Below are 24,895 nucleotides of genomic sequence, written 5' to 3'. Positions count from 1 at the left end.
TCATGCCTCGGGCGATCGTTACGCCGCGGACGGTGGGGGTGGTCCGCGGGCTCACGGGGGCGGCGGGGAAGCGGGCGCCTTCGGGTGGGAGCGTCGAACGGGTCGACGAGGACGTTTCGGTGCGGGTGTTCCGGCCTGGCTCGGGGCCGGCGCCGGGGTTGTTGTGGATTCACGGGGGCGGGTACGTGATCGGGTCCGCCGCGATGGCGGATCCGTTCTGCCGTGGTGTGGCCAGGCATCTGGGGGGCGTCGCGGCGGCGGTGGAGTACCGGCTGGCGCCTGAGCATCCGTTCCCCGCGCCGCTGGAGGACTGCTATGCCGCGTTGCGGTGGCTGGCGGCGCAGCCGGACGTTGACGCGGAGCGCATCGTGATCGGTGGTGAGAGCGCTGGCGGCGGGCTGGCCGCGGCGCTGGCACTGCTCGCCCGGGAACGCGGGGAGGTCCGGCCGATCCTTCAGGTGTTGTCGTATCCGATGCTGGACGATCGGACTTCGGAGCGGACCGACGTGGATCCGCGGTCGCTGCGGTTGTGGAGCCTGAACGCCAACCGGTTCGGGTGGGGGGCTTATCTGGGGGCGGCCGGGGAGGTGCCTCCGTTGGCGGCGCCCGCGCGGTACGAGGATCTGTCGGGGCTTCCGCCCGCGTGGATCGGGGTCGGGACCAACGATCTGTTCCTGGACGAGGATCTGGCTTACGCGGAACGGCTGAGGGAGGCCGGGGTCCCTTGTGACGTTCACACGGTGGAGGGCGCCTACCACGGGTTCGATCTCGTGGAGCGGCGGGCGGGGGTGTCGCGGGAGTACGTGCGGGCGCGGATCGCCGCGGTGCGGGAGGCGTTCAGCGGGTCATCAGGGGGATGATCTCGGCGCGGATCCGGTCTTCGGTGGGCGGGACGCCGTGGAGCAGGTGGTGGTGGAAGATCAGGGCCGGGCCGGAGGCGGCGCGGGCGTCGAGGTCGGGGGCCGGGCCGGTGATGCGCCGGAGGCGTGCGCGGGTGGCCTCGTGGAGGGGCTGGAGCTTGGCCTCGCGTACGGCGGCGGCGACCTCCGAGGTGGGGTCGGCGAGGAGGACGGCCAGGAGCGGGCCGTGGTGGCGGAGCTCCTCGGCGAGGGCCAGGAGGGTGGCGAGCAGGTCGGCGGCCGGGTCGTCGGTGGGCTGGAGGGCCTGGGCCGGGGCGGCGGCGCGGAGGGCCTCGACGACCAGGGCGTACTTGGTCGGCCAGCGCCGGTACAGGGAGCCCAGGCCGACGCCGGCGTTCCGGCCGACGTCGGCGACGCGCAGGCGTTCGTAGCCGTGGGCGTCCAGCTGGGCGAGCGTCTCCCGCAGGACCGCCTCGTCGACGGCGGGATCTCGGGGCCTTCCCCGTCTCCGTTCGGTGCTCATCATGGGCGAGGATATCGGAAACGTTCGTTACCGTAATTCAGCGGCCCCTGAACACCGGCTCCTCGCGGGCCAGGAACGCGGCGACGGCGGCCGTGTGGTCGTGGGTCGCGGCCAGGGCGTTCTGTTCGAGGGCCTCGGCTTCGAGGGCCTCGGCGAGGGGGCGGGCCAGGAGCCGTTTGGACGCCGCGAACGCCCGGGTGGGGCCCGCGGCGAGGCGGCGGGCCAGCTTCGCCGCCACGGGCTCCACTTCGAGGGGTTCGACGACCTCGCCGGCGAAGCCCCAGGTGATGGCCTGCTGGATCGAGAACGGCTCCGCCAGGTGGATCAGCGAGGCGGCCCGGGCCAGCCCGACGGACCGGGCCAGCGTCGAGGAGAGGCCGGAGTCGCAGGTCAGGCCCACCTTGTGGAACGCGGTGGAGAGCGTCGCCCTCGACGACCAGACGTGCAGGTCGCAGGCCAGGGCGAAGCCCAGTCCCGCGCCCACGCAGGTGCCGTTCACGGCCGCGACCACCGGTTTGGGCATGGTGGCGAGGAGCAGGGTGATCGGGTTGTAGTGCCGTTCCACGGTCCCGTCGGCGGTCTCCGGGTGCGCCTTCAGCTCCCGGAGATCCTGGCCGACGGTGAACGTGGAACCGGCGCCCGTGAGGATCACGGCCCGGACGCCGGGGTCGTCGGCGACCTTCTGGAGCACGGCCAGCAGGTCGGTCTTCAGCGCGTCGTTCAGGGCGTTGCCCGCCTCGGGACGGTCGAGGCGGACCGTCGCGACGGCGTCGGTGAGGCGCAGGTCGACGTTCACAGGCGCTCGTAGAGGACGACGGGATTGCCGGACGGGTCGGTGACCACGGCCCGGCGTTCGTGGGGGCCCTCCACCGGCTCGGTGGCGGGGCGGGACTCCAGGCAGGCGTCGAGGTCGTCCACCTGGAGGGTGAGGACCGTCCGGCCGGGGACGGGCTGCTGGGACTCGTCGGCCAGGCCGACGGTGGTGGTCCCGTCGGTGACGGCGGCGTAGCGGTCCCCGTCGCGGAACCGGGTGGTCAGGCCGAGCGACTCGTAGAACGCCAGCTGGGCGTCCAGGTCGCCGGCCGGGACGATGATGTGTCCGATCTTCATGGGCGGAACCTCGGCATGACGTCGCGGGCGAACCTCTCGACGATCTCGACGGACCGTTCGATGGGCAGGCCGAGCCACTGCGCCCGGAAGACGAAGTGGTCGAAGCCGGCCTGCGCGAAGTCCTCGATCTTGGCGGCGATGTCGTCGGGCGACCCGAAGAACAGCGCCTTGTGCTTGATGCCCTCCCACTGGGTGTCGAAGTAGTCCATGCCGTACTGGACGTACTCGTTGTAGGAGGCGCGGACGGCGGTGCCGGCGATCTCGAAGGCCTGGTCGAACGAGTCGGCCACGCACAGGTCGCGGTGGATGGGGAAGACCGCGCCCTCCTCGGTGAAGCCGGCCGCCAGGCGTTCGGCGCGATAATCGCCGAGGTTGCCGACGGCCCAGTTGCGGCGGACGTTCGACGGCGCGATCCAGGGGTGGCCCTGGCCGGCGATGCGCTTGATGCCGATCGGGCCGTTCGCGCCCACCCAGACGGGCGGGCCGGGCTTCTGGGCGGGCAGGACGCTGCACCGCACGCCCTCCAGGTCGAAGTGCTTGCCCTTGTGGGTGACCTTCTCCCCGGTCCACAGCTTCCGCATGACCTCGAGGGACTCGTTCATCCGCGAGACGCGGGTGCGGCGCTCGATGCCGAACGCGTTGAACTCGTCCTCGCGGTACCCCGACCCGATGCCCAGCACGAACCTGCCGCCGGACATCTGGTCGATGGTCGCGATCTCCTCGGCCCAGTGCACCGGGTGCCCCATCGGGAGGATGAGGATGCCGGTCCCGATCTGCATGTCGCCGGTGTGGTCGATGAGCCGCGACAGGAGCGGCAGCGGCTGCGGCGTGCTCAGCGACGAGAGGTAGTGGTGGATGCCGAAGACCGAGTCGTAGCCGAGGTCCCGGATGTGCTGGGTGAACTCCACGAGCTCGCCGGTGCGACGGTTGATGTCGTCGCCGAACTCGTACTGGTGGTCGAGGAGGATCCCGAACTTCACGGCGGCTCCTACTCCTCCTCGGCCGAACGGGTCTCGCTGAGGCGGAAGTACGGCGCCACCAGCATGTCGCGCTCTTCGAGGGCCTTGGCGACGCCCTTCTCGCGGCGCGCCTTGAGGAAGTTCCAGTCGCCGTCCTCGAACGCGACGTTGGTGGCCCAGCCGTGCCCGACCCAGCCGGTCATCGCGCCGAGGCCCTTGCCGCGGGCCTCCATGACGATCTGCATCATCGACTTGCCCATCATCAGCGAGTCGAGCGGCATGACCGCGATCGCGTCGGCGTAGTCGTCGACCCACTTCTCCAGCTCGTCGGGCTCGACGACCTTGGTGACCAGGCCCTTGCGCTCGCCCTCCTCGGCGCCGATGGCGCGCATGGTGAGCATGACGTCCTTCATGGTCGTCAGGCCGACCTTCTCGATCCAGTGGTACATGTCCTGCGGGCCGGGGCCGAGGTAGCGGAACGCCGGGTGGGTGAACTTGGCGTTCGGGGTCGCGATGACGATGTCGGCGGACAGCGCGATCTGGAAGTGGCCGCCGTAGCAGTAGCCCTGCACCTGGCAGATGGTGGCCTTCAGCGACTCGATGATCGGGCGGGTGAAGCCCGAGCTGAGCACGTTGCGGTCGGGCAGGATGCGCTGCCGCTGGGCGGGACGGCGGCGGGAGGCCTTGTCGGTGCCCGACTTGTAGCCGATGTAGTGGCCCAGCTCGGAGGCGTCCGCGCCGGTGCCGAAGTGGTCGCCCTCGCCCTTGAAGACGATGACCTTCACCCGGTCGTCGGCCTCGGCCTCGCGGACCAGGTCGCCGACGCGCTCGAACGCGGCGACGGGGATGGCGTTGAGCCGGTCCGGGCGGTCGAACGTGATGGTGGCGACCGAGCGCTTCTCGTCCACGTCGTACTTGACGTACGACGCGATGACGTCGGGGTCCACCTCCATGTTCGCGACGTCCCACTGGTTCTCCAGGAGCTCTGCTTCGGTCTTCTTCATGGCTCTCCTCGACTGTTCTCGGTGGTGGTCTGGGGTGCGTCAGCGGAACGCGGGGAAGACCTCGGCGGCGAAGAGCCGCAGCGAGTCCCGGACCTTGTCGGCCGGCATGCCGAGCCAGCCCGGGCGGAAGATCAGGTGGTTGAACCCCATGTCCCGCAACGCCGAGATCCGCTCGATCAGGAACTCCGGCGAGCCCAGCAGCAGCGTGTTGCGCACCAGGTCGTCGAACCGGTCGCGCTGCCAGCGCAGGGCGGGGTACTCGGCGTACGTCGAGTACTCGACCCGGGCGTGCGGCAGCGCGACGTCCACGGCCGCGTCGTCGGTCGGCGCGCAGTACAGCTCGACGCCGATCGGCCGTTCGACGGACGCGGGGTCCTTGCCGAACTCGGCGAGCGCGTCGTTGTAGACGGCCAGGTGCTCGGGCAGGTACTTCCGGCTGGGCGAGTTGCCCGGCGCGTACCAGGCGTCGCCGAGGCGCGCGGCGCGGCGCACCGCCTTCTTGCCGCCGGCGCCGACCCAGATCGGCGGGCCGCCGGGCGTCAGCGGGCGCACGCCGATGGACGCGTCCGACAGCGGGTAGAACTCGCCGTCGTGGTTCACGGTCTCGCCGGTCCACAACTCGCGGACGAGCCGGATGCCCTCGTCGAACCGGCGGAAGCGGGTCTCGGGGTCGACGCCGAACGCGGCGAACTCGTTCTCGCGGTAGCCGGCGCCGACGCCGAGGACGACCCGCCCGCCGGACAGGTGGTCGAGGGTGGCGAACTCCTCGGCCACGTGCACCGGGTGGAACAGCGGCAGCAGCAGGATGCCGGTGCCGATCGTCATGTCGCCGGTGCGCGGGATGAGGCTCGCCATCATCGAGATGGGCTGCGGCGTCGCCAGGTTCGACTGGAAGTGGTTGATCGTCCACACCGAGTCGTAGCCCAGCTCCGCGGCGAGCTCGACGGTCCCGAACAGGTCGTCCAGGTGCCGGCCGAGGTCGTCCTCGTGCGGGTACTGGTGCGACGCCATGATGCCGAACTTCATGCGGGCGAGCCCTTCTCCTCGAGGTCGGGTACCGACGCGCGGCTGACCTTGCCGGCCGCGCTGCGCTCGAGCTCGGGGACGAACTCCACCCGGCGCGGGGTCTTGAAGTGGGCCAGCTTCTCGCGGGCGAACGCGACGAGGTCGGCGGTGAGGTCGTCGTCGGAGACCGCCGGGTCGCCGTCGCGGACGACGAGCGCGACCGGGATCTCGCCCAGCCGGTCGTCGGGCCGGCCGAAGACGCGGATGTCGCGGACCAGCGCGTGCTCGCGCAGGACGTCCTCGATCTCCTCGGGCCACACCTGGAAGCCGCCGCACTTGATCATGTCGCGCTTGCGGCCGGACAGCCAGAGCACGCCGTCCTCGTCGACGTGGCCCATGTCGCCGGTGTGCACCCAGCCGTCGCGGACGAGCGCGGCGGACGCCTCGGCGTCGTCGACGTAGCCCTTGGTCAGCTCGGACCTGACGACGACCTCGCCCTCGGTGCCGACCGGCAGCGGGGCGCCGTCGTCGTCGCGGATCTCCAGCTCGACGCCGGGGTAGACGCGGCCGGCCGAGCCCGGCTTCCACAACCCGGCCTTCATGTCCTTGCCGTTCCAGCCGGCGATGTGGCCCGACTCGGTCGACCCGTAGCTGACCAGGATCGGGACGTGGTACCGCTGCTCGAAGTCGCGGCGCACCGCCCAGGAGATCGCCTGACCGGCGACGAGGACGTGCTTCACGCCCTCGAAGGGGAGGTCGCGGTCGGCGTGCACGATGTCGTAGACCATCGTGGGCAGGAAGAAGAAGTTGTCGAACGCGAACCGCTCCATCAGCCCGGCGAGGCGGTCCACGCCGAACCGTTCCCAGACGACCGCGCCGCGGCCGACGAAGTAGGCGAACAGCAGCGAGTGCTGGCCGCCGGAGTGGAACAGCGGCAGCGCGATCAGGTTGGGCCTGGCGTCGGGCGCCGCCGTCCCCTGCTCCTCGCTGCCGGTCGACACCCGGGCGAGCCGCCGCAGCGAGCCGAGCGTCCCGCCGTGGGTGACGCTCACCGCCTTGGGGCGTCCGGTGGTGCCGCCGGTGAAGAGGATGCACGACTCGCCGTCCTCCGGGACGTCCACCGCGGCGACCCGGGCCTCCTCGCCCCAGGGCAGCGGCCGGACGCCGGCCACCGGCGTGCCCGGGGCCGCTCCGGGCGGTCCCACCGAGCGGACCGTCACCGCGTCGTCGAGGTCGCCGAGGACGCCGGTGCGGTGGGCGTCGACCAGGAGGAGCCGCGGGCCGGTCTTGGCGACCGACTCGGCCAGCTCGGCGGCGTTGTAGAGGCTGCTGATCGTCACCGGGACGGCGCCGACCTTCCAGGCGCCGAAGAGGAAGAACACGATCTCCGGGCCGTTGGTCAGGTAGAACGCGACCCGGTCGCCGGCGCCGACGCCCTCCGCCGCCAGCGCGTTCGCGACGCCGCCGGAGATGAGGTCGATCTGGTCGAACGTCCAGGACCGCCCGTCCTCGCCGTGCAGGCCGACGGTCTCGCCGCGGTCGCGGGCGCGGGCCTCGAGGATCCCCGCGAGGTTCGTGAGGTCGCTGAGGTCGGTGCCGGTCATCGTGATCCCCCCGCCAGCCGGGGCACGACCTCGGCTCCGAACCGCCGGATCTGCTCCATCGTCTCCTCCTGACCGCCACCCACGAACTGCAGCCGCAGGGACACCTCGGTGATGCCGAGGTCGGTCTCCCACCGGCGCAGCTTGGTGACGATGTCGTCCGCGGTGCCGACCAGGCAGTCCTCGGCCATGTACCTGTCGATGTCGAGGCTCTGCGCGTCCTCCCACGACTTGTAGCCCGCGTACTGCCGTTCCATGTGGGGCCGCACGCCCGCGACGGCCGCCGCGCGCGTGTCGGCGATGTAGGCCTCGCGCGCCATCGGGTACTCGCGTTCGCGCGTGAACCCGTGCTCGGCCAGCTCGTCGCGGTAGATCTTCAGCATCGCCGCGAGCTGCTCGTCGTCGCCCTTGGGGCCGATGAGCCAGGGCGCGTCCAGGCGCGCCGCGCGCCGGACGGCGGGCTCGGCGAACGCGCCGATCCAGATCGGCGGGCCGCCGGGCTGGACGGGCCGCAGCGGCAGCGCGGCGCCGGGAACCTCGCCCCAGGTGCCCGCGATGTCGATGGTCTCGCCCGCCCACAACGACCGCATGATCGGCACGTACTCGCGCAGCCGCCGCAGGCGGTCGTTCCAGGCGACGCCGAACGCCGCGTTCTCGCGCTTGCGGTATCCGGCGCCGAGGCCGACCGTCAGCCGGCCGCCCGTGATCACGTCGAGGGACGCGAGGTCCTCGGCGAGGGCGACCGGGTTCAGCAGCGGCGCCAGCAGCACGCCGAACCCGATGCGGAGCCGTTCGGTCGCGCCGGCCAGGTAACCGGCGAGCGGGACGGGCTGGATGAACGCCGACTTCGCCAGGTAGTGGTGGCCGAGGTAGACGGCGTGGAAGCCGGCCTCCTCGGCGGCGGCGGCCTGGCGGAGCACGTCGTCGAGGCCCTCGACCGCGGACGCCGACGGGTCGAACTGGGCGCTCAGGAAGGCGCTGATCTTCACCCGGCGACCGCCTTGGCGCCGGCCCCGACGGTCCGCTGCCCGCGGAAGTGCGGGATGACCTTCTCGGCGAAGTCCTCCATCGACCGCAGCGCGGCCTTGCGGTCCAGCGACGGGATGCGGAACCAGCCGATGTAGTGGTTGATGCCGAGCTGGTCGCCCAGCATCCCGATGGTCTCGATGACCTGGTCGGCCGACCCGAAGTTGCCGCCGTGGGTCAGCGTCTGCTCCAGGGTGAGCAGCTTGATGTTCTGGGCGACGGCCTCGTAGTACGACCGCTCCTTCTCCATCGCCTGCTCGGAGCCCGGGATGACCTTGCCCACCGAGCGGTAGTAGTTCAGCGCGGACTGGGCGGCGTCGCGGAGGCCCTCCTCGCCGTCGCCGCACCAGACCTGCTGCATGTACGGCAGGTCGTAGGTGGTGACGTCGAAGCCGTTCTCCTTCATCGCCGCGCGGTACAGGTCGTAGTTCTTCTGCATGATGCCGAGCGGCGTGAAGTTGGGCGAGGTGATGATCGGCTCGCCGATCGCGCCGCGCTCGCGGAAGCTGTCCGGGGACACCGTGCCCTGGAGGATCGGCGGCCCGCCCGGCGTGAACGGCCGCGGGTAGGTGGTGATGTCGTCGTAGTGGAGCACCTCACCGTGGTAGCTGAAGTTCTCCTGGGTCAGCGCCAGCCGCAGGACGTCCAGGGTCTCCTTGTACCGGACCTTTGACTCCTCCAGCGGGATGCCGAAGCCGGCGAACTCGGCCGGCTGGTAGCCGCGGCCGACGCCGATCACGACCCGGCCGCCGGAGAGCACGTCCAGGGCCGCGATGTCCTCGGCCAGCCGGAGCGGGTCGTGCAGCGGAAGGACGAGCACGGCGGTGCCGATGGTGATCGAGGTGGTGCGCTCGGCCACCGCCATGGCGAAGTTGATCGGGCTGCCGAGGATGCCGTACTTGGAGAAGTGGTGCTCGGCCAGCCAGACCGAGTCGAAGCCGAGCCGGTCGGCGAGCTCGATCTCTTCCAGGGTCTCGCGCAACACCTGGTGGTCCGACACCCCGTCGTTCACGGGGAACAAGTTCATGATCCCGAACTTCACTGTGACTCCTATATTCCGACCAGTCGGTATGTTATCTGTCGAGTTGAAGGCCCGCAAGGAACCGCCCCGCGGGCGGTCCCCCGGCCCCTAGGCGCCCCGCCGCTGCTGGACCTGCAGCTCACCGACGCGGCGCCGGTGCCACGAGCCCCTGCCGAGCCACGCGTCGAGCACGTGGGCCCGCCGCAGGAACAGGTGCGGGTCGGCCTCCATCGTGATGCCCATGCCGCCGTGCACCTGGATGCAGCGCTCGGCGGCGAAGACCGCGGCCTTGCCCGCCGCCGCCTTCGCGGCGTGGACGAGGCCCGCCGCCTCGGGACGTCCCTTGTCGATCGCCCAGGCGGCGTACAGGGTCAGATCCCAGGCCGCCTTGCGGTACTTGACGGCGTCGGTGAGCTGGAACGCCACCCCCTGGAACGATCCGATGACCCGGCCGAACTGCTTGCGGGTCCGGGCGTACTCCGCCCCCAGCTCGATGGCCCCGGCCGCGACTCCGCACAGCTCGGCGGCGGCGACGAGCGCCGCCCGCCCGGGTCCGGAGCCGGCGGGAGCGGCGTCCAGCGGCGCGGAGAAGGTGACGTCGGACAGCGGCACGGACGGGTCGAACGACTCCCGCGCCGTGATGCCGGCCGGGACCGCGATCCAGACGCCGTCGGCGCCGAGCGCCGCGAAGCCGTCCGCCTGCGCCGCGTACGGCACCAGCGTGCGGACGAGCCCGTCGGCGGCGGCCGCGTCCGTGGCGGCCGCGGCGGCGCGCGGCGGCGCGCCGGCGCCCTGACCGGACCAGCCGGACGCGCCGGGGACGTCGACCGCGGGCGTGAGGACCTTCCGGCCCTCGATCACGTCATCGGGGAGCGCCCCGAGGCCGGCGGCCAGCTGGACGGCCGCGGCGTGCGCCGGGAACCGGCTCGGCACCAGGTGCTCGCCCAGGACCTCGACCGCCACGAGCAGATCGACGAGGGGCGACCCCATGCCGCCCGCCGCCTCGGGCACGCCGAGCAGCCCGAAGTCGGCCAGCAGGACGGCGTCGCACGCCGGCGGCGCCCACTCCCCCTCCAGCGCGTCGCGCGCGGTGACCTTCTCCTCTTTGGCGATGGAGCGGAGGGACGCCTCGATGTCCCGCTGCTCCTGGGTGAATGTCGCTTCCACTACGCCTGCCCCCTCAACGTGAACGGGGCAGGCTCAGCACCCGCTCCGCCAGGATCGACTTCTGGACCTCCTCGGTGCCGCCCTCGATGGTGTGGGCGCGCGCACGGAGGTAGTGACGCATGCGGGCGGCGGCCCCCCTGCCGTCGAGCAGCACGCCGCCGGAGTCGTCCAGCTGCACGGCGAGCCGGTTGGCGTCCTGGACGACGCCGGCCCACAGGCTCTTCAGCGCCGAGGTCTCCGGGCCCGGCGCGCTGCCGGCCCGGGTCTCGCCGACCATGCGCAGGGATCCGATGCGGACGGCCTCGGCGTCGCAGCGCAGGGCGCCGATCGCGTCCAGGAACGAGGTGTCGTCGGCCATCCCCCGCTCCAGGGCGAGGTCGGTGAGGCGGTCGACGGCCTGCCGCGCCCACACCCACAGGTTGAGCGCCATGCTGCCGCGCTCGAACGCCAGGGTGGTCAGCGCGACCCGCCAGCCGTTCCCGACACCGCCGAGCACGTCCTCGTCCGGGACGAACACGTCGTCGAGGAACATCTCGTTGAACTCGGTGTCGCCGTTGATCATGACGAGCGAGCGGACCTCGAACCGGTCCATCGGCGCGAGGAGGTAGCTGATGCCCTCGTGCTTGGGCGCGTCCGGGTCGGTGCGCGCCAGGAGCAGGCACTTGGTGGCGTTGTGCGCGTTCGACGTCCAGATCTTCTGGCCGTTGACGAGCCAGCCGCCGTCCACCTTGACCGCGGCGGTCTGCAGGCTCGCCAGGTCGGACCCTGAGCCGGGCTCGCTGAACCCCTGGCACCAGTAGTCGGTGCCCTTCAGGATGCCGGGCAGGTGGCGGGCCTGCTGCTCGGCGGTGCCGTGCGCGATGATCGTCGGCCCGGCGAGCATCATGCCGACGCCGTTCAGGGGGTACGGCGCGCCGCGGAGCTCGGCCTCCTCGTTGAAGATGGCCTGCGAGATCGCGTCCATGCCGCGGCCGCCGTGCTCGACCGGCCACGACAACCCGGCCCAGCGGGCCTCGCACATGCGGTCCTGCCACACGCGGGACCAGTGGGTCCGCTCGTCCTCGGTCAGGTCCTCCTGATCCGGGACGTCCCTGAGCGCCTCGTCGAGCCAGCCGCCGACCTCACGCCGGAACGCCAGCTCGCCGGGGCTGTCATCGAAGTCCATGTTCACCTGCCATCTCACGGTCGTTCTGGGCCGTCATGCGGGTCGTCACCCGGGTCGTCACGCGGGTCGTCACGCGGAGACCTCCTCGGTGTCCGCCAGCCGCGCCTTGTAGAGCTTGCCGTTCGGGTCGCGCGGCAGCGCCGGGTGCACGACGTAGTCCTTGGGGAGCTTGGGCTTGGCGAGGCGGCCGGCGAGGTCGTCGCGGATCGCCGCCACGGCGGTGGCGGCGTCCGGAGCCGAGTCGCTGAGCACGATGTGCGCGGCCGGGACCTCGCCGAGGTCGGGGTCGGGAACGCCGACGACGCCCGCGTCCGCGACCCACTCGTGGGCGATCAGGGTGCCCTCGATCTCGGCCGGGTAGACGTTCACGCCGCCCACCAGGATGAGCTCGGCGGCCCGGCCGGTGATGTAGAGGAAGCCGTCCTCGTCGACGTGGCCGACGTCCCAGACCGTCATCAGGCCGGCGCGGCGCGAGCCGTCGGTCTTGCCGGGGTCGTTGTGGTACTCGACCCGGTCCTCGCCCTGGCGCATGTAGACGATGCCGGTCTCGCCCACCGGGACCTCGGCGCCGGCGTCGTCGAGGATCTTCAGCGTCGAGATCGACGCGGGCCGGCCGACGGTGCCCGGGTGGGCGAGCCACTCGTGCGGCCGCGCGATCGTCGTGCCGACCTCGGTCGAGCCGTAGTACTCGTAGACCACCGGGCCGAACCAGTCGAGGATGCGCTGCTTGACCTCGACCGGGCAGGGCGCGGCGCCGTGCAGCACGTAGCGCAGGGACGAGACGTCGTACCGGGCGCGGGTCTCCTCGGGGAGCCGCAGCAGCCGGTTGAAGTGCGTGGGCACCATGCTCGTGCCGGTGACCCGGTGCTTCTGGACCCGGTCGAGGAAACCCTCCGGCGTCCAGCCGTCCATCAGGACGAGGGTGCCGCCCCAGTTCAGCGCGCCGATCGCGGGCGTGATGTTGGCCGAGTGGTACATCGGGGCCGAGACGAGCCAGGCGGCGAACGCCTCGCGGTGCATGCCGAACTCGTTGAACAGCCACACGTAGGTGAGGGCGCCCTTGTCGGCGCTGATGCCGCTGAGCGGGCGCTTGACGCCCTTCGGCCGCCCGGTGGTGCCGGACGTGTACATCATCAGCGACCCGTTCGGGGTGTGCTCCGGGTCGGTCGCCGGCATGCCGTCGGTCAGCTCCGCCAGCGGCCGTGCCCGGCCCGCGCCGAAGCCGCCGTCGGCGCCGACGCCGCCGTCGACGAAGACGTCGACTCCGGGACCGGCCGCCGCGAGCACCGTGTCCACCGCGCGGGCCGAGCAGAGGACGACCTTGGTCTCGCTGTCCTCCAGGATGTACGCGATCTCCGGCGTGGTCAGGTGGTAGTTGATCGTGACGAGGTAGATGCCGGACTGCATCGCGGCCAGGTAGGCGGCGGCCAGGGCGGCGCTGTTGTTCATGACCACCGCGACCGTGTCGCCCTCGGCCACGCCGCGGGCGCGCAGGCCGTGACAGATCCGGTTCACCTCGGCGAACAGCTCGCCGTAGGTGATGCGCCCGTCGTCGGCCGTGATGATCGCGCACAGGTCCGGGTCGGACACGGCCCACAGCCGGAAGCCCACCTGCTCCCGCGTCTCCTCGGTCATCTCGCTCCCTTGAACTACATTCCGACCATTCGGTATCTTTCTCGCAGAGTAGATGGGATCACCCGCCATGTCCATACCTGTCAGCGGACAACATGCCGCTGCTTACCGGGCCCGTGAGGTTCCAGGTCCGCTGCGAGTCACGGAGGGGATCTGGGCCGTTCCGGTGCCCCTCCACGGCAGCCCCCTGCGGTCCATCACGGTCTTCCTCGTCGAGACGTCCGAGGGGCTCGTCCTCATCGACGCCGGCTACGACCACCCCTCCTGCTGGGAGTCGTTCACCGCCTCCCTCGCCGAGATCGGGCACGATCTGGACGCCGTCCGGCTCGTCCTGCTGACCCACAACCATCCCGACCACGTCGGCTTCGCCGGCCGGGTCCGCGAGGCGTCCGGCGCCAGGATCGTCATGCAGCGCGCCGACGACTTCGCCCACCAGCGGCGCGTGCGCGGCGGCGGGTTCCTGGTCCAGCTGCGCCGCGCCCTGGAGCAGACCGGCGCGCCGGACGAGGTGATCGCGGACATGTACGCCGCCGCGGTCGGCGTCGCCAGGCACGCCGAGGACCTGGAGCTCGACGACGCCCCCGAGGGCGGCTCCGAGCACGTCCTCGGCGACGTCACGATCCGCGGCGTCCCCACGCCCGGCCACACCTACGGGCACGCCGTGTACGTCGACACCGCGCGCGGCGTGGTGTTCACCGGCGACACGATGATGGCCGAGGGGCCGACCCAGCTCGCCATCCCCAGCCTCCCCCTGGACGACCCGGCCGGAGACCTGCTGGCGTCCCTGGACCGGATCGCCGGGCTCGGCGCCCGGATCGCCTGCCCGGCGCACCAGTTCCCCTACCGGGACATCCCCGCCCGTGCCGCGGAGCTGAAGGCCCACCACCAGGCCGAGCTCGACACCGTCGCGGAGCTGCTGCGCACCTACGACACCGCCTGGGAGGTCGTCCCGCACCTGACCTGGGCCAAGCCGTGGGACGAGCTCGGCCCGGGGACCAAGCGCTTCGCCCTGGTTCATACGCTGTCGCTCATCCGCGGCGTCACCTCCTGACCGACCGCCGATCAACCGCTGGAGCCCCGCTCGGCATAGGCCCAATCAGGGGTCATGCCCGGGCGGAGCTCGCGGAGCGTGCGCTTGAGGACCTTGCCGGAGGGGTTGGTGGGGAGCTCCTCGACGACGTAGACCTCCTTGGGGACCTTGAACCTGCCGAGCCGCTCGCGCGCGTGGTCGATGAGGTCGCCGGGCGAGAGCCCCGGCCTGGCGACGACGAACGCGACCGGCACCTCGACCCACTTCGGATGCGGGACGCCGACCACCGAGGCCGCGAGCACCAGCGGATGGTCGGCGAGCACGTTCTCGATCTCCGCGCTCGACATGTTCTCGCCACCGCTGCGGATCATGTCCTTCAGCCGGTCCCGGATGTAGAGGTAGCCGTCCTCGTCGAAGCAGCCGACGTCCCCGGTGTGGAACCAGCCGTCGCGGAACGTCTCGGTGGTGGCCCCCGGGTCGTCGAGGTACCCCGGGCTGACCTTGGGGCCGCGGGCGATCACCTCGCCGTTCTCCCCCACCGCGACGTCGTTCCCCTCGGCGTCGACGACCCGCACGTCCACCCAGGGCACCGGGAGGCCCACCGAGCCCTGCTTGCTCTCCATGTGGGCCTCGTCCAGGTACGTGAGGCCGCTGCAGGTCTCGGTCAGCCCGTACCCCTCGATGAGGCGGGCGTTCGGGAACAACCTCCGGGCGACCTTGAACAGCGCGGACGTCACCTGCGAGAAGATCAGCCAACGGACCGAGGAGAGATCGGCCTGCGTGGTGTCGGCCGCCCGTCGGATCATGTCGAGCATGGTCGCCGCGACCACCATGCCGGTGATGCCCTCGGCCTCGATCGTCCGCAGGATCTCGGCGGGGTCGAAGCGCCGGTGGACGACCATGCGGCCGCCGACGTGCCAGATCGCGTACCCGGGCAGGTCGGTCCCGCCGACGTGGTAGAGCGGCGCGAAGTTGAGGATCCGGTCGGTCGGGCGCAGGCCCAGCTCGACGATCTGGGCGTGCATGTTGGCGTTCACGTTGCCGTGCGTCAGCATCACGCCCTTGGGCAGGCTCGTCGTCCCTGACGTGTAGACGATCCGCTGGAGCGCGTCGTCGTCCAGCTCGGCGTCGGGGACCCGTTCGCCCCGGTGGACCTCGATGAGCGCGCGCAGGTCCGCCCAGGAGTCGTCGACGGGCTCCAGCGCGAGCCGCCGGACCTCCGGGAGCCCGGCGAGGGCGTCCGCCGTCAGCTCCGCGAACTCGGGAACGGTCGCGACCGCCGTCACCCCGGCGCGCTCCATCAGCCGCGCGAGCTCGCCGGGCGTCAACCGGTAGTTCAGCGGGACGCACACGGCACCGAGCTTGGCCAGCGCCAGCGCCAGGATCAGGAACTCCGGGACGTTGTTGGCGACGACGGCGACCCGGGTGCCGCGCCGCGCGCCCTCCGCCGCGAGACCCGCCGCGAGCGCGTTCACCTCGATGTCGAGCTCGCGGTACGTCCAGCGCCGGTCTTCGAAGACCAGCGCGTCGTCGCCGGCGAAGCGGACGGCGTTGACGCCGAGCATCCGGGCGAGGTTCGCCGTGCTCATGTCGCGTTCTCCTGTTCCCTGAGCCTCTTCTTCAGGACCTTGCCCGAGTCGTTGCGAGGGAGGGAGTCGACGACCACGACGTGCTTGGGCACCTTGTACTTGGCGAGGTTGCCCAGGCAATGGTCCCGGATGTCCTCGGGCCCGGCGGCGGACGGCTCGCGGAGGATGACGAAAGCCTTGGGAACCTCGTCCCATTTCTCGTCCGGCACCCCGATGACCGCGACCTCGGCGACCTCCGGGTGTTGCGCGATGACCCGCTCGACCTCGGCGCTGGCGATGTTCTCGCCGCCGGACTTGATGAGGTCGGTGCGGCGGTCGACGAACCAGAGGTAGCCGTCGTCGTCCATCCGGCCGACGTCGCCGGTGAGGAACCAGCCGTCCCGGCGGGTGCGCGCGTTGGCCGCGTCGTCGTTCCAGTACCCGGGCGAGATCTTGTCGCCGCGGACGATGATCTCGCCCTCGGTGCCGCGCGGCACCTCCCGGAACTCCTCGTCGACGATGCGGATGTGCACGCCGGGGAACGGGGCTCCCAGGGCGCCGAGTTTGGACTCCTCGTGGGCCTCGTCCATGTAGCAGACGCCGTTGCACAGCTCGGTCATGCCGAACGTGTCGACCGTGCGCACATGCGGGAGCAGGCTCTTGACCTTGCGGCGCACGCTCGGGGCCACCCCGGCGAACAGCAGGTAGCGCAGGGCGCCGAGATCGGGGCGCGGGTCGAGGTCCATCATCCCGAAGAGGATCTGGGCGGCCAGGACCATCCCGGTGACGCGCTCCTCCTCGGCGATCCGGGCGATGTCCTCGGCCTTGAACGTCGGCGTGAGGACCATCGTGGCCCCGGCGACGAAGGTCGCCAGGCCGGGCGCCTCCAGCCCGCTGACGTGGAACAGCGGGGCCGAGACGAGGATCCGGTCGTTCTGGGTGAGCTCCAGTTCGAGGATCTGCGCGCGGTGGTTGGCGACCAGGTTGCCGCACGTGTGCACGACGCCCTTGGGCCGGGCGGTGGTCCCGGACGTGTAGAGGAGCCGGTGGATGTCGTCCGGGCCCTTCTCCGCGTCGGCGACCCGGACGCCCGCCGGCTGCCCGGCCAGCAGCTCGTCGAGCCGCCGGGCGCCGGGCACCGCGTCGCGCCCGTTCGCGACGACGACCCGCAGGCCTGTCCCGGCCGCCAGGTGGGCGGCGTCGTCCCGGAAGTCGTCGTCGTACAGCAGGCAGGTGATCCCGGCCTGGTCGATGACGTACGCCTGCTCGTTGGCGTGCAGCCGCCAGTTCAGCGGCACCACGACGGCGCCGAGACGGCTGACGGCCAGCAGCTCGATGACGTAGGTGGCCGTGTTGCGGCCCAGGACGCCGACCATGTCCGCCGCCGTGACGCCCGCGCCGAGCAGGGCGGCGGCGTGCCGGTCGACGTCGGCGTCGAGCTCGGCGTACGTCCAGCGCCGGCCGTCGCCGCCGACGAGGGCCTCGCGGTCGCCCCGGCGCAGCGCCTGGACCCGAAGCGTCTCGCTGAAGTTGCTGGTGGCCATCAGCCGGCGGCCTCCCCCTGGGCTTCGCCGGTCCCCCCGGCCGCCTGCGCGCGGAAGGCCCGGATCTCCTCCCGGCTGGGCAGGCTGACGAACTCCAGCAGGTTGCCGTCCAGGTCGCGGGCGGCGAACGCGGTGATGTGGCCGTAGTTCTCCAGGAGCACCCGGTTGGGCGGGCCCAGGACCTCGGCGCCGAGGTCGGCGACCCGCTTGTGGACCTCGTCCATCTCGTCGTGCGGGACCTGGAAGCTCAGCAGGAACGTGCCCAGCTCCAGATGCCCGGCGCTCGCGGTGCGCCGCTTTGTACCGTTCCACTCGATGAGCTCGAGCTGGCCGACCTGGGACGGGCCCTGCATGTACTGGACCTTGCCGGTGGTCCCCGCCGGGAGCCCGAGCGACTCCTCGATCCCGGAGCCGCCGACGTTGGAGCGCAGCGTCTTCTTGTAGCCGAGGGCCTTCTCGTAGAAGTCGGCGGCGCGGTCGACGTCGGAGACGGTCATCGCCACGTGGTGGACTTCGCTGACAGGCATGTTCTTCTCTCTCCTAAGCGCCGAGGACCTTCTGGATGAGCGCGACCTCGTCCTCACCGCTCCGGGGAACGATGTGGTCGTCGAGCGAGCGGATCTCGCCGATCGCGCCGAGGACGTCGTCGGGCGAGGCGGGCTCCGGCCCCGAGTACCAGCCGGGCGTCACGCCGAGGAAGATCCGCCCGACCCGGCCGCCGCCGACGGTGAGGATGTGCCGGTTGAGCTCGCACTGCTCGGACGCGAGGTAGGTCGCGACCGCCGCGACGTGCCGCGGGTCGAACCGGTCGGCCAGGTCGCCGAGCAGCCCCTCGGTCATGCGCGTGGCCGCCGTCGGCGACAGCGCGTTGACGAGGATCCCGTGGCGGGCGCCCTCCAGTGACAGCACGTTCATCAGGCCGACCAGGCCGGCCTTCGCGGCGGCGTAGCTGGCTTGCCCGAACGTGCCGAGCAGCCCGGACGACGAGGTGGTGAGCACGACGCGGCCGTACTTCTGGTCGACCATGTGCTTCCAGGCCGGGCGCAGCACGTTGAACGCGCCGCCGAGGTGCACGTCCAGGACGGCGGTGACGTCGTCGTCGGCCATCTTGCCGAACGTGCGGTCCCGCAGGATCCCGGCGTTGTGGATGACCGAGTCGACGCGGCCGAACTCGTCCACCGCCTTCCGGACCAGGGCGGCGCCGCCCTCGACGGTCGCCACCGAGTCGGTGGAGGCGACGGCGAGCCCTCCCTGCTCACGGATCTCCGACGCCACCCGCTCGGCGGCGCCCGAGGCTCCCGAGCCGTCGACCGCGCCGCCGAGATCGTTCACGACCACCTGCGCGCCGCGCCCGGCCAATGCGAACGCGTGCGCCCGGCCGATGCCGTTGCCCGCGCCGGTGACGATCACGACCCTGCCGTCAAGACTGACCCGTCCCACCTGTTCCCCCACCTGATCCCCCATCTGATCCCCCATCAGAGCTCACTCCCCAGCACGGCGACGAAGGCGACCGAGGAGCCGGGCTGCCCGCCCAGGTTCTGCGCGACCGCGAGCCTGGCCCCGGCCACCTGCCGTTCCCCCGCCTCGCCGCGGAGCTGGGTGAAGCACTCGAACATCATGCGCAGGCCGGTCGCGCCGATCGGGTGACCGAACGACTTCAACCCGCCGTCGGTGTTGACCGGCAGGGCGCCGTCGAGGTCGTACCGGCCGTCGAGGATGTCGCGCCAGGCCTTGCCGCGTTCGGAGAACCCGAGGTCCTCCATGAGCACGACCTCGGTCGGGGTGAAGCAGTCGTGCACCTCGGCGAGCGAGATCTGCGTCGCCGGGTCGGTCACGCCCGCCTGCTCGTAGGCCTGCGCCGCGGCGGTGACGACCTCGGGGAACGTGGTGAAGTCGTATCCGGTGGAGGCGAGCCCGGCGCCGGAGCCGGCGACGAAGCTCATGCCCCTCAGGTAGACCGGCCTGTCGGTGTACTTGTGGGCGTCCTCCGCACGGACGATGACCGCCGCCGCGGCGCCGTCGGAGACGCCGGAGCAGTCCATGACGCCGAGCTGGCCCGCGATGCGCGGGGACCTCTCGACGACCTCCGCCGTGACGGCCTTCTGGAACTGGGCGCGCTTGTTGAGGGCCCCGTTCGCGTGGTTCTTCACCGCGACGTGGGTCAGCGTGCTGCGCATGTCGCGTTCGCCCACGCCGTGCGCCGCCTGGTAGGCGGGGCTGAGCAGCGAGAACCCGGCCGGGGCCGTCCAGTCGACGTCGGTGCCGTCGGCGGGCGGCAGGTTCGCGGACAGGCCGGACTGCGAGCTGTCCTTGAGCTTCTCGACGCCGGTCGCCATGACGATGTCGTAGGCGCCGGAGGCGACGCCGAACACGGCGTTGCGGAACGACTCCGACCCGGTCGCGCAGTAGTTCTCGACCCGGGTCACCGGCTTGCCGACCAGGCGCAGCGGCCGGGCGAGGACCTGGCCGGACAGGCCCGTCCCCTGCGTGCCGACCCAGAACGCGTCGATGTCGTCCAGAGACAGGCCCGGCAGCGCCGTCATGCAGTCGCCGACGGCGTCGACGAGGAGGTCGTCGGCCGAGGAGTTCCAGTGGTCGCGGAACGGCGTGCAGCCCATCGCCACGATGGCGACGTCGTGGGCCATGCGGTTAGTCGTCATCGGTCGTGGCCCTCCACATTGGTCGCGGCCTCCCACGGACGGAGTTTCCAGAAGTAGTTGTGGATCGCGTCGGTGGTCCACAGGCGGCGGAACGTGGGCCGCATGCGCATGCCGACGTGCACGGCGTCCGGCGCGACGTCGGCCGCGTAGGCGTTGAGCCGGCCACCGCCCCCGGTGTCGCCGGCGTCGAAGTCGGCGATGACGATCGCGACCTGGGCCTCGGGCATCGTCGTCAGGTGGTCCTGGGTGACCGAGACGACGGTGGCGACCCGGTCGCGCAGCGACACCTTGCCCTGGACGTCGGCGCCCTGGGCGGTGCCGCCGGGGGTGCCGCAGGACGCGCACACCCGGCTCGGCGGCGTGGTGACGCCGCCGCAGGCGTCGCACAGGCTGCCTTCGAGCCGGTACTTCCAGCCGGCGCGGCGGTGCATCGGCGGCGCCGCCGGGGACGGCGCGGCCGGCCGGGCCGGGCCCTGGACGTCGAGCAGGCCGCGCCACCGCAGGTAGCGGCCGTAGCCGAGCTCCTCGCGGCCGGCGAGCTGGTCGCGCACGGGACGGCCGCCGCGCGCGGACCGCACGCCGTCGCCGGTCCGGAACACGAAAGCGTCCGCGCCCTCGGCCGCCGAGACCAGCAGGATGGTCTGGCCCGGCCGCGCCTCGTCGAGCGTCGCGGCGAGCAGCAGGCCCGGGTGGGCGGCGCCGGTGTAGCCGGTGAGCCGTTCGATCTCGGCGTCCGCGCGGGAGCCGCCGAGCACCTTGCGCAGCACGGCGGCGGCGCGGGCGTTGGAGGACGCGACGACGACGTGGTCGGCGGCGTCCAGGCCGGCGTCGGCCAGGGCCTGACGCGCGGCCTCCCGGGCGGCGGCGACCAGGATCTCGGCGGTGAACCGCTCGTCCCACACGCGGTCGTGGCGTTCGCCGGAGAGCCTCCACCGGTCCAGCACCTCGGCGGTCCGGCCCGCGCGCGACAGCAGGACGGCGGCGGCGGCGCCCGCGGTGAACGCCGCGGCGGCGTCCCCCTGCCCGAGCTCGTCGGGCGCGCCCGGCCGGGTGGTGCGGACGTCGGCGAGGGCCGCGGCGGCACCGGCGCGGAGCACCAGGTCGAGCGCGGTCGCGCCCGCCCGGTGGCCGCGCAGGTCGGCGGCGGCCACGCCCGGGTCCAGGCCGAGGGCCTCGTGCACGATCCCCGCCGAGGTCTTGCCGTCGTAGGGAGCGCTGGTCGTCGCGAGGAGCAGCTGGCGCCCCGGCGGCGTGCCGGCGGAGATCTCCCGCAGCGCCTCGACCGCCATCGTCACGCTGTCCTCGTCGTACGCGGCGACGCTGCGCGCCGGGCCGCCGGCGCGCGGTCCGGCGCCGTCGAGACTGTTGCTCCTCAGCGCGTACGCGGGCAGGTACGCCGCGTACGCGCCGATGCCGTTCTGCTCGGGCATGGGTGGGTCGTGCCTCCTCAGGTCCGGGTCAGGTCCGGTCCGGTCAGGTCAGGTCCAGGTCGGGATGGCCGCGAGCAGGCGCTGCGTGTAGTCCTCCCGGGGCCGGTCGAGGACCTCCATGGCGGGGCCCTGCTCGACCACGCGGCCGCTGTTCATGACGGCGATGCGGTCGCACAGGTCGCTGGCCAGCATCAGGTCGTGGGTGACGAACAGGAGGCCGATGCCGAGCTCGTCGACGAGGGTCCTGAACAGTCCGACCACCTTGGTCTGGGTGGTCACGTCGAGCGCGGTGGTGCACTCGTCGGCGATGACCATCGACGGCCGGGTGACCACCGCCAGGCCGATGGCGACCCGCTGGCGCAGGCCGCCGGACAGCTGGTGCGGGTAGCTGTCGAGCACCCGCGCGGCGTCGGTGATCCGCATCTGCTCGAGCACCTCGACCGAGCGGCGCTCGACCTCGTCCTTGGTGATCTCCTTGACGTGCCGCCGGAGGACCTCCGCGAGGTGCGCGCGCACCTTCATCAGCGGGTTGAGCGAACGGGACGCGTCCTGGAAGACCATGCCGACAGCGGTGCCGCGCACCTTGCCGGTGCGGTCGACGCCCGGCGCGACGATCTCGTCCCCGGAGAGGGAGATCGAGCCGCCGCCGACGCGCACGTTCTTCTCCAGCAGCCCGACCACGGCCCTGGCCAGGGTGGTCTTGCCGGAGCCCGACTCGCCCACCACCCCGACGATCTCGCCGCGGCCGATCTCCAGGTCGACGTCCTCCAGCAGCCGCAGGTCGCGGTCCCCGACCCGGGCCGTGATCGACAGGCCCGAGACGTTCAGCAGTTCCTTCGTCGGCTCGGTCATCGGCGCCGCTTTCGTGGGTCGTGGTGGGTGAGCAGTGCGTCGCCGAGGAGGTTCACCAGCAGCACCAGGACGGTGATGGCGAGCCCCGGGAAGAACGCGATCCACCACGCCTGGCTCAGCTCGTCCTGGCCCGACGCGAGCATGGAGCCCCAGCTGGACTTGGGCGGCACGACGCCGAGGCCGAGGAAGCTGAGCGCGCTCTCGACGAGGATCGCGGTGCCGACCTGGAGGGTGCCGAGCGCGACGATCGTGCCGGCCAGGTTGGGCAGCACGTGCCGGAACACGATCCGGGCCTCCGAGGCCCCGACCGCGCGCAGGCCGAGCACGAACTGGCGTTCCCGGATGGCCATGGTCGTCGACCGGGTCACCCGGGCGCAGGCCGCCCAGCCGGTGAGCGCCAGCACCAGGAACAGGATCGGCAGCGAGCTGCCCCGGTTGGAGATGATCGCCAGCGCGATGAGGATGAACGGCAGCGCGAGCTGGGCGTCGATCAGGATCGAGATCACCTTGTCGGCCCAGCCGCGGAAGTACCCGGCGACCAGGCCGATCAGGACCCCGGGCCCGATCGCGACGAGCGCGCCGACGAGCCCGATCATGATCGTCAGCCGGCCGCTGGTGACCAGCTGGGTGAGGATGTCCTGGCCCCGCTTGTCGGTGCCGAGGGGATGGGCCCAGGTGCCGCCGTCGAGGAACGCCGGTGGCAGCCGCGTGTTAGACAGGTCCTGCCCGCCCTCGGGCAGCAGGCCGGTGATCGGCAGGATGAAGACCAGCGCCGCGATCACCACCAGCGGCACGGACAGCCAGAACACCGAGGTGCGGGAGCGCCGGCCCTTGCGGGCCTCCGGAGCGTCGCCCTGGGTGAGGGGTTCGAGTTCGATCTGGCTCATCGCGGTGTCACCTCACCCTCGGGTCGACGACGGAGTGGATGACGTCGACGATCAGGTTCAAGCAGACGAAGACCACGGCGCCGAACACCACGATGGCCTGGACCAGCGGGAAGTCGCGGAACTGGACCGCCTGGAGGGCGAGCTGCCCCAGGCCCGGCCACGAGTAGACGTACTCGATCGCGACGGCGCCGGACAGCAGGATCCCGGTCTGGAGCACGACGATGGTCAGCACCGGCATCAGCGCGTTCTTGAACGCGTGCCGCCACACGACGCGCGCCCGGCTGATCCCGCGCGCGCGGGCGGAGTCGATGAACGGCTCGCCGAGCGCCTCGCTCATGGACGCCCGTGTCAGCCGCGCGATGTGCGCCATCGGATACAGCGACATCGTCAACGCCGGCAGGATGAGGTGCTTCGGCGTCCCGGACTGGCCGGCCGGCAGCCAGCCCAGCTTCACGGCGAACAGGACGACGAACATCATGCCGAGCCAGAAGACCGGGACGGACTGGCCGAGCAGCGCGACGGTGGACGCCGCCCGGTCCCACCAGGTGCCCTCGCGGGTCGCCGCCAGCACGCCCAGCGGGACGCCGATGAGGATGGCGACGGCCATGCCCCCGGCGACCAGCTGCAGGGTGTACGGCACCCGGTCGAAGATCATCGTGGTGTTGGACTGGTAGAACTGCAACGACTCGCCGAGGTCGCCGGTGAAGACGCCCTTGATGTAGTCGAAGTACTGGGTGAGCAGCGGCCGGTCGAGGCCGAGCTGCTGCCGCAGCGCCTCGCGCTGGTCGGGCGGCGCGGTCGGGCCGAGGATGTTGGCCGTCGGGTCGCCGGAGAGCCGGCCGAGCGCGAACGCCATCGTCAGGGCGATGAACAACGACGCGAAGAGCGTCCCGAGGCGGGCGGCGACCCGCCTGACGCGGCCCGCCGCCATCGACGGCGGCTTCTTCGCGGCCTGGGCCTTCGGCGGCCCGTCCGGCGGCTCGTCCGGCAGCGCGGCGTTCAGGGACGGAGCGTTCATCGTCGAGCCCTCCATCGTGCTCCGGGCATCGCGGCGAGGAGCTCGCGCGTGTACCCGTCGGCGGGGTCGGTGAAGACGGTCTCGCAGGGCCCGGACTCCACGACCCGCCCACGCTGCATGACGTGGACGGAGTCGCAGACCGACCGGACGACCGCGAGGTCGTGGCTGATCATGAGCAGGGCGGCCCCCGTGGTCTCGCGCACCTCGCGGAGGAGCTCGAGCACGTCGGCCTGGACGGAGACGTCGAGTCCCGACGTGGGCTCGTCGGCGACGATGAGCCGGGGGCGCATGAGCAGGGCGCGCGCGATGCAGACCCGCTGCGCCTGGCCGCCGCTGAGCTGGTGCGGGTACCGGTCGAGCAGGTCCGGGGACAGCCGGACCCGTTCGAGCAGCCCCGCGTCGTCGATCCAGGAGGTGCGCTCGCGCTGCAGCCCGCGGAGCTCCTTGAGCCCGGAGCGCACGGACTGCCGCGAGTCCAGCGACCCGTGCGGGTCCTGGAACACGATCTGCACCTCGCGGCGCAGCGCCCGGAGCCGGCGCCGGCCGAGCGTGGCCAGCGAATGCCCCAGGAGCCGGACGTCCCCCTCGCCACGGGGACCGAGCCCCGTGGCGGCCATCGCGAGCGTGGTCTTGCCGGAGCCGGACTCGCCGACCACGGCGGCGCTCTCACCGGCGGCGATGCGCAGGGAGACCCCGTCGACCGCCCGGAAGACCTCGCCCGTGGTGCGGTTGCGGTGCTCGACGACGAGCCCGTCGACGACGAGGACCGGCGCGTTGTCGGGAGTGGGGAGGCCCCGGCCGTCGCCGGCCGAGGCTTCCTTCTCCAGCATCTC

General features: G+C 72.0%; 24 protein-coding genes. 2 read left to right on the top strand and 22 right to left on the bottom strand.

The annotated features are described in order from the left end of the window. Window positions 1-32: 32 nt before the first annotated feature. Window positions 33-860, top strand: a complete 828-nt coding sequence (locus tag ABZ810_RS09945) for an alpha/beta hydrolase (RefSeq protein WP_358401556.1) — start codon at window positions 33-35, stop codon at window positions 858-860. On the opposite strand, the gene ABZ810_RS09940 is transcribed toward ABZ810_RS09945, so the two are convergent. The 12 genes from ABZ810_RS09940 to ABZ810_RS09885 form a co-directional block, all read right to left on the bottom strand. Beyond that, window positions 838-1,383, bottom strand: coding sequence for a helix-turn-helix domain-containing protein (locus ABZ810_RS09940; protein ID WP_358401554.1), 546 nt, complete (start codon window positions 1,381-1,383; stop codon window positions 838-840). The two genes, ABZ810_RS09945 and ABZ810_RS09940, sit on opposite strands and share 23 nt — an antisense overlap. A 37-nt stretch (window positions 1,384-1,420) precedes the next feature. Next, the gene (locus ABZ810_RS09935; RefSeq protein ID WP_358401552.1) at window positions 1,421-2,179 is read right to left on the bottom strand and encodes an enoyl-CoA hydratase-related protein; all 759 of its coding nucleotides are present in this window, start codon (window positions 2,177-2,179) and stop codon (window positions 1,421-1,423) included. After that, window positions 2,176-2,493 carry a VOC family protein gene (locus tag ABZ810_RS09930; protein ID WP_358401550.1) on the bottom strand — a complete coding sequence of 106 codons (318 nt, stop codon included), beginning with the start codon at window positions 2,491-2,493 and terminating at the stop codon, window positions 2,176-2,178. The genes ABZ810_RS09935 and ABZ810_RS09930 overlap by 4 nt, the downstream gene beginning before the upstream one ends. Then, complete coding sequence (locus ABZ810_RS09925) at window positions 2,490-3,473, bottom strand: LLM class flavin-dependent oxidoreductase (RefSeq protein ID WP_358401548.1); 984 nt, start codon at window positions 3,471-3,473, stop codon at window positions 2,490-2,492. Before ABZ810_RS09925 ends, ABZ810_RS09930 begins: the two co-directional genes overlap by 4 nt. 8 nt (window positions 3,474-3,481) lie before the next feature. Next, complete coding sequence (locus ABZ810_RS09920) at window positions 3,482-4,456, bottom strand: enoyl-CoA hydratase/isomerase family protein (protein ID WP_358401546.1); 975 nt, start codon at window positions 4,454-4,456, stop codon at window positions 3,482-3,484. A gap of 39 nt (window positions 4,457-4,495) precedes the next feature. Next, a complete protein-coding gene (locus tag ABZ810_RS09915) occupies window positions 4,496-5,482 on the bottom strand; it encodes an LLM class flavin-dependent oxidoreductase (protein ID WP_358401545.1) in 987 nt (328 codons plus the stop codon). After that, entirely contained in the window at window positions 5,479-7,065 is a 1,587-nt protein-coding gene (locus ABZ810_RS09910) for a class I adenylate-forming enzyme family protein (protein ID WP_358401544.1), read from the bottom strand. Before ABZ810_RS09910 ends, ABZ810_RS09915 begins: the two co-directional genes overlap by 4 nt. Next, window positions 7,062-8,051: an LLM class flavin-dependent oxidoreductase gene (locus ABZ810_RS09905; protein ID WP_358401543.1), complete on the bottom strand. Its 990-nt coding sequence runs from the start codon at window positions 8,049-8,051 to the stop codon at window positions 7,062-7,064. Before ABZ810_RS09905 ends, ABZ810_RS09910 begins: the two co-directional genes overlap by 4 nt. Beyond that, window positions 8,048-9,115 carry an LLM class flavin-dependent oxidoreductase gene (locus tag ABZ810_RS09900; RefSeq protein ID WP_358401541.1) on the bottom strand — a complete coding sequence of 356 codons (1,068 nt, stop codon included), beginning with the start codon at window positions 9,113-9,115 and terminating at the stop codon, window positions 8,048-8,050. Before ABZ810_RS09900 ends, ABZ810_RS09905 begins: the two co-directional genes overlap by 4 nt. Before the next feature lie 102 nt (window positions 9,116-9,217). After that, the gene (locus tag ABZ810_RS09895) at window positions 9,218-10,276 is read right to left on the bottom strand and encodes an acyl-CoA dehydrogenase (RefSeq protein WP_358401539.1); all 1,059 of its coding nucleotides are present in this window, start codon (window positions 10,274-10,276) and stop codon (window positions 9,218-9,220) included. Between the two features lie 13 nt (window positions 10,277-10,289). Further along, complete coding sequence (locus tag ABZ810_RS09890) at window positions 10,290-11,441, bottom strand: acyl-CoA dehydrogenase family protein (RefSeq protein WP_358401537.1); 1,152 nt, start codon at window positions 11,439-11,441, stop codon at window positions 10,290-10,292. Window positions 11,442-11,510: 69 nt separating this feature from the next. After that, the gene (locus ABZ810_RS09885) at window positions 11,511-13,076 is read right to left on the bottom strand and encodes an AMP-binding protein (RefSeq protein WP_358401535.1); all 1,566 of its coding nucleotides are present in this window, start codon (window positions 13,074-13,076) and stop codon (window positions 11,511-11,513) included. 163 nt (window positions 13,077-13,239) lie between these two features. Here ABZ810_RS09885 and ABZ810_RS09880 point away from each other — a divergent pair, with 163 nt between their 5' ends. Then, window positions 13,240-14,124 (top strand): MBL fold metallo-hydrolase, encoded by an 885-nt coding sequence (locus ABZ810_RS09880; RefSeq protein ID WP_358401533.1) that lies wholly within the window; start codon window positions 13,240-13,242, stop codon window positions 14,122-14,124. An 11-nt stretch (window positions 14,125-14,135) separates the two neighbouring features. Here ABZ810_RS09880 and ABZ810_RS09875 read toward each other — a convergent pair whose 3' ends face one another. Genes ABZ810_RS09875 through ABZ810_RS09830 form a run of 10 tightly spaced genes read right to left on the bottom strand, consistent with a single transcriptional unit; the run spans window position 14,136 to window position 24,892 of the window. Continuing rightward, window positions 14,136-15,692 (bottom strand): AMP-binding protein, encoded by a 1,557-nt coding sequence (locus ABZ810_RS09875; RefSeq protein ID WP_358401531.1) that lies wholly within the window; start codon window positions 15,690-15,692, stop codon window positions 14,136-14,138. Continuing rightward, the gene (locus ABZ810_RS09870) at window positions 15,689-17,215 is read right to left on the bottom strand and encodes an AMP-binding protein (protein WP_358401529.1); all 1,527 of its coding nucleotides are present in this window, start codon (window positions 17,213-17,215) and stop codon (window positions 15,689-15,691) included. Before ABZ810_RS09870 ends, ABZ810_RS09875 begins: the two co-directional genes overlap by 4 nt. After that, complete coding sequence (locus ABZ810_RS09865) at window positions 17,215-17,742, bottom strand: VOC family protein (RefSeq protein ID WP_358401527.1); 528 nt, start codon at window positions 17,740-17,742, stop codon at window positions 17,215-17,217. The genes ABZ810_RS09870 and ABZ810_RS09865 overlap by 1 nt, the downstream gene beginning before the upstream one ends. A gap of 13 nt (window positions 17,743-17,755) precedes the next feature. Then, a complete protein-coding gene (locus ABZ810_RS09860) occupies window positions 17,756-18,679 on the bottom strand; it encodes an SDR family NAD(P)-dependent oxidoreductase (protein WP_358401525.1) in 924 nt (307 codons plus the stop codon). Between the two features lie 11 nt (window positions 18,680-18,690). Beyond that, window positions 18,691-19,875, bottom strand: coding sequence for an acetyl-CoA acetyltransferase (locus ABZ810_RS09855; protein WP_358401523.1), 1,185 nt, complete (start codon window positions 19,873-19,875; stop codon window positions 18,691-18,693). Next, window positions 19,872-21,305 (bottom strand): hydroxymethylglutaryl-CoA synthase, encoded by a 1,434-nt coding sequence (locus ABZ810_RS09850; protein WP_358401521.1) that lies wholly within the window; start codon window positions 21,303-21,305, stop codon window positions 19,872-19,874. Before ABZ810_RS09850 ends, ABZ810_RS09855 begins: the two co-directional genes overlap by 4 nt. A gap of 48 nt (window positions 21,306-21,353) precedes the next feature. Beyond that, entirely contained in the window at window positions 21,354-22,157 is an 804-nt protein-coding gene (locus ABZ810_RS09845; RefSeq protein WP_358401519.1) for an ABC transporter ATP-binding protein, read from the bottom strand. Then, on the bottom strand, window positions 22,154-23,044 hold the full coding sequence (locus tag ABZ810_RS09840) for an ABC transporter permease (RefSeq protein ID WP_358401517.1): 891 nt from the start codon (window positions 23,042-23,044) through the stop codon (window positions 22,154-22,156). Before ABZ810_RS09840 ends, ABZ810_RS09845 begins: the two co-directional genes overlap by 4 nt. 7 nt (window positions 23,045-23,051) lie before the next feature. Continuing rightward, window positions 23,052-24,062, bottom strand: coding sequence for an ABC transporter permease (locus ABZ810_RS09835; RefSeq protein ID WP_358401516.1), 1,011 nt, complete (start codon window positions 24,060-24,062; stop codon window positions 23,052-23,054). Continuing rightward, window positions 24,059-24,892, bottom strand: a complete 834-nt coding sequence (locus ABZ810_RS09830; RefSeq protein ID WP_358401514.1) for an ATP-binding cassette domain-containing protein — start codon at window positions 24,890-24,892, stop codon at window positions 24,059-24,061. The genes ABZ810_RS09835 and ABZ810_RS09830 overlap by 4 nt, the downstream gene beginning before the upstream one ends. Between the last annotated feature and the right edge of the window lie 3 nt (window positions 24,893-24,895).

It is taken from the genome of Spirillospora sp. NPDC047279, assembly GCF_040643285.1.
Classification (GTDB): domain Bacteria; phylum Actinomycetota; class Actinomycetes; order Streptosporangiales; family Streptosporangiaceae; genus Spirillospora.
This window is presented reverse-complemented; position numbering and strand designations above follow the sequence as displayed.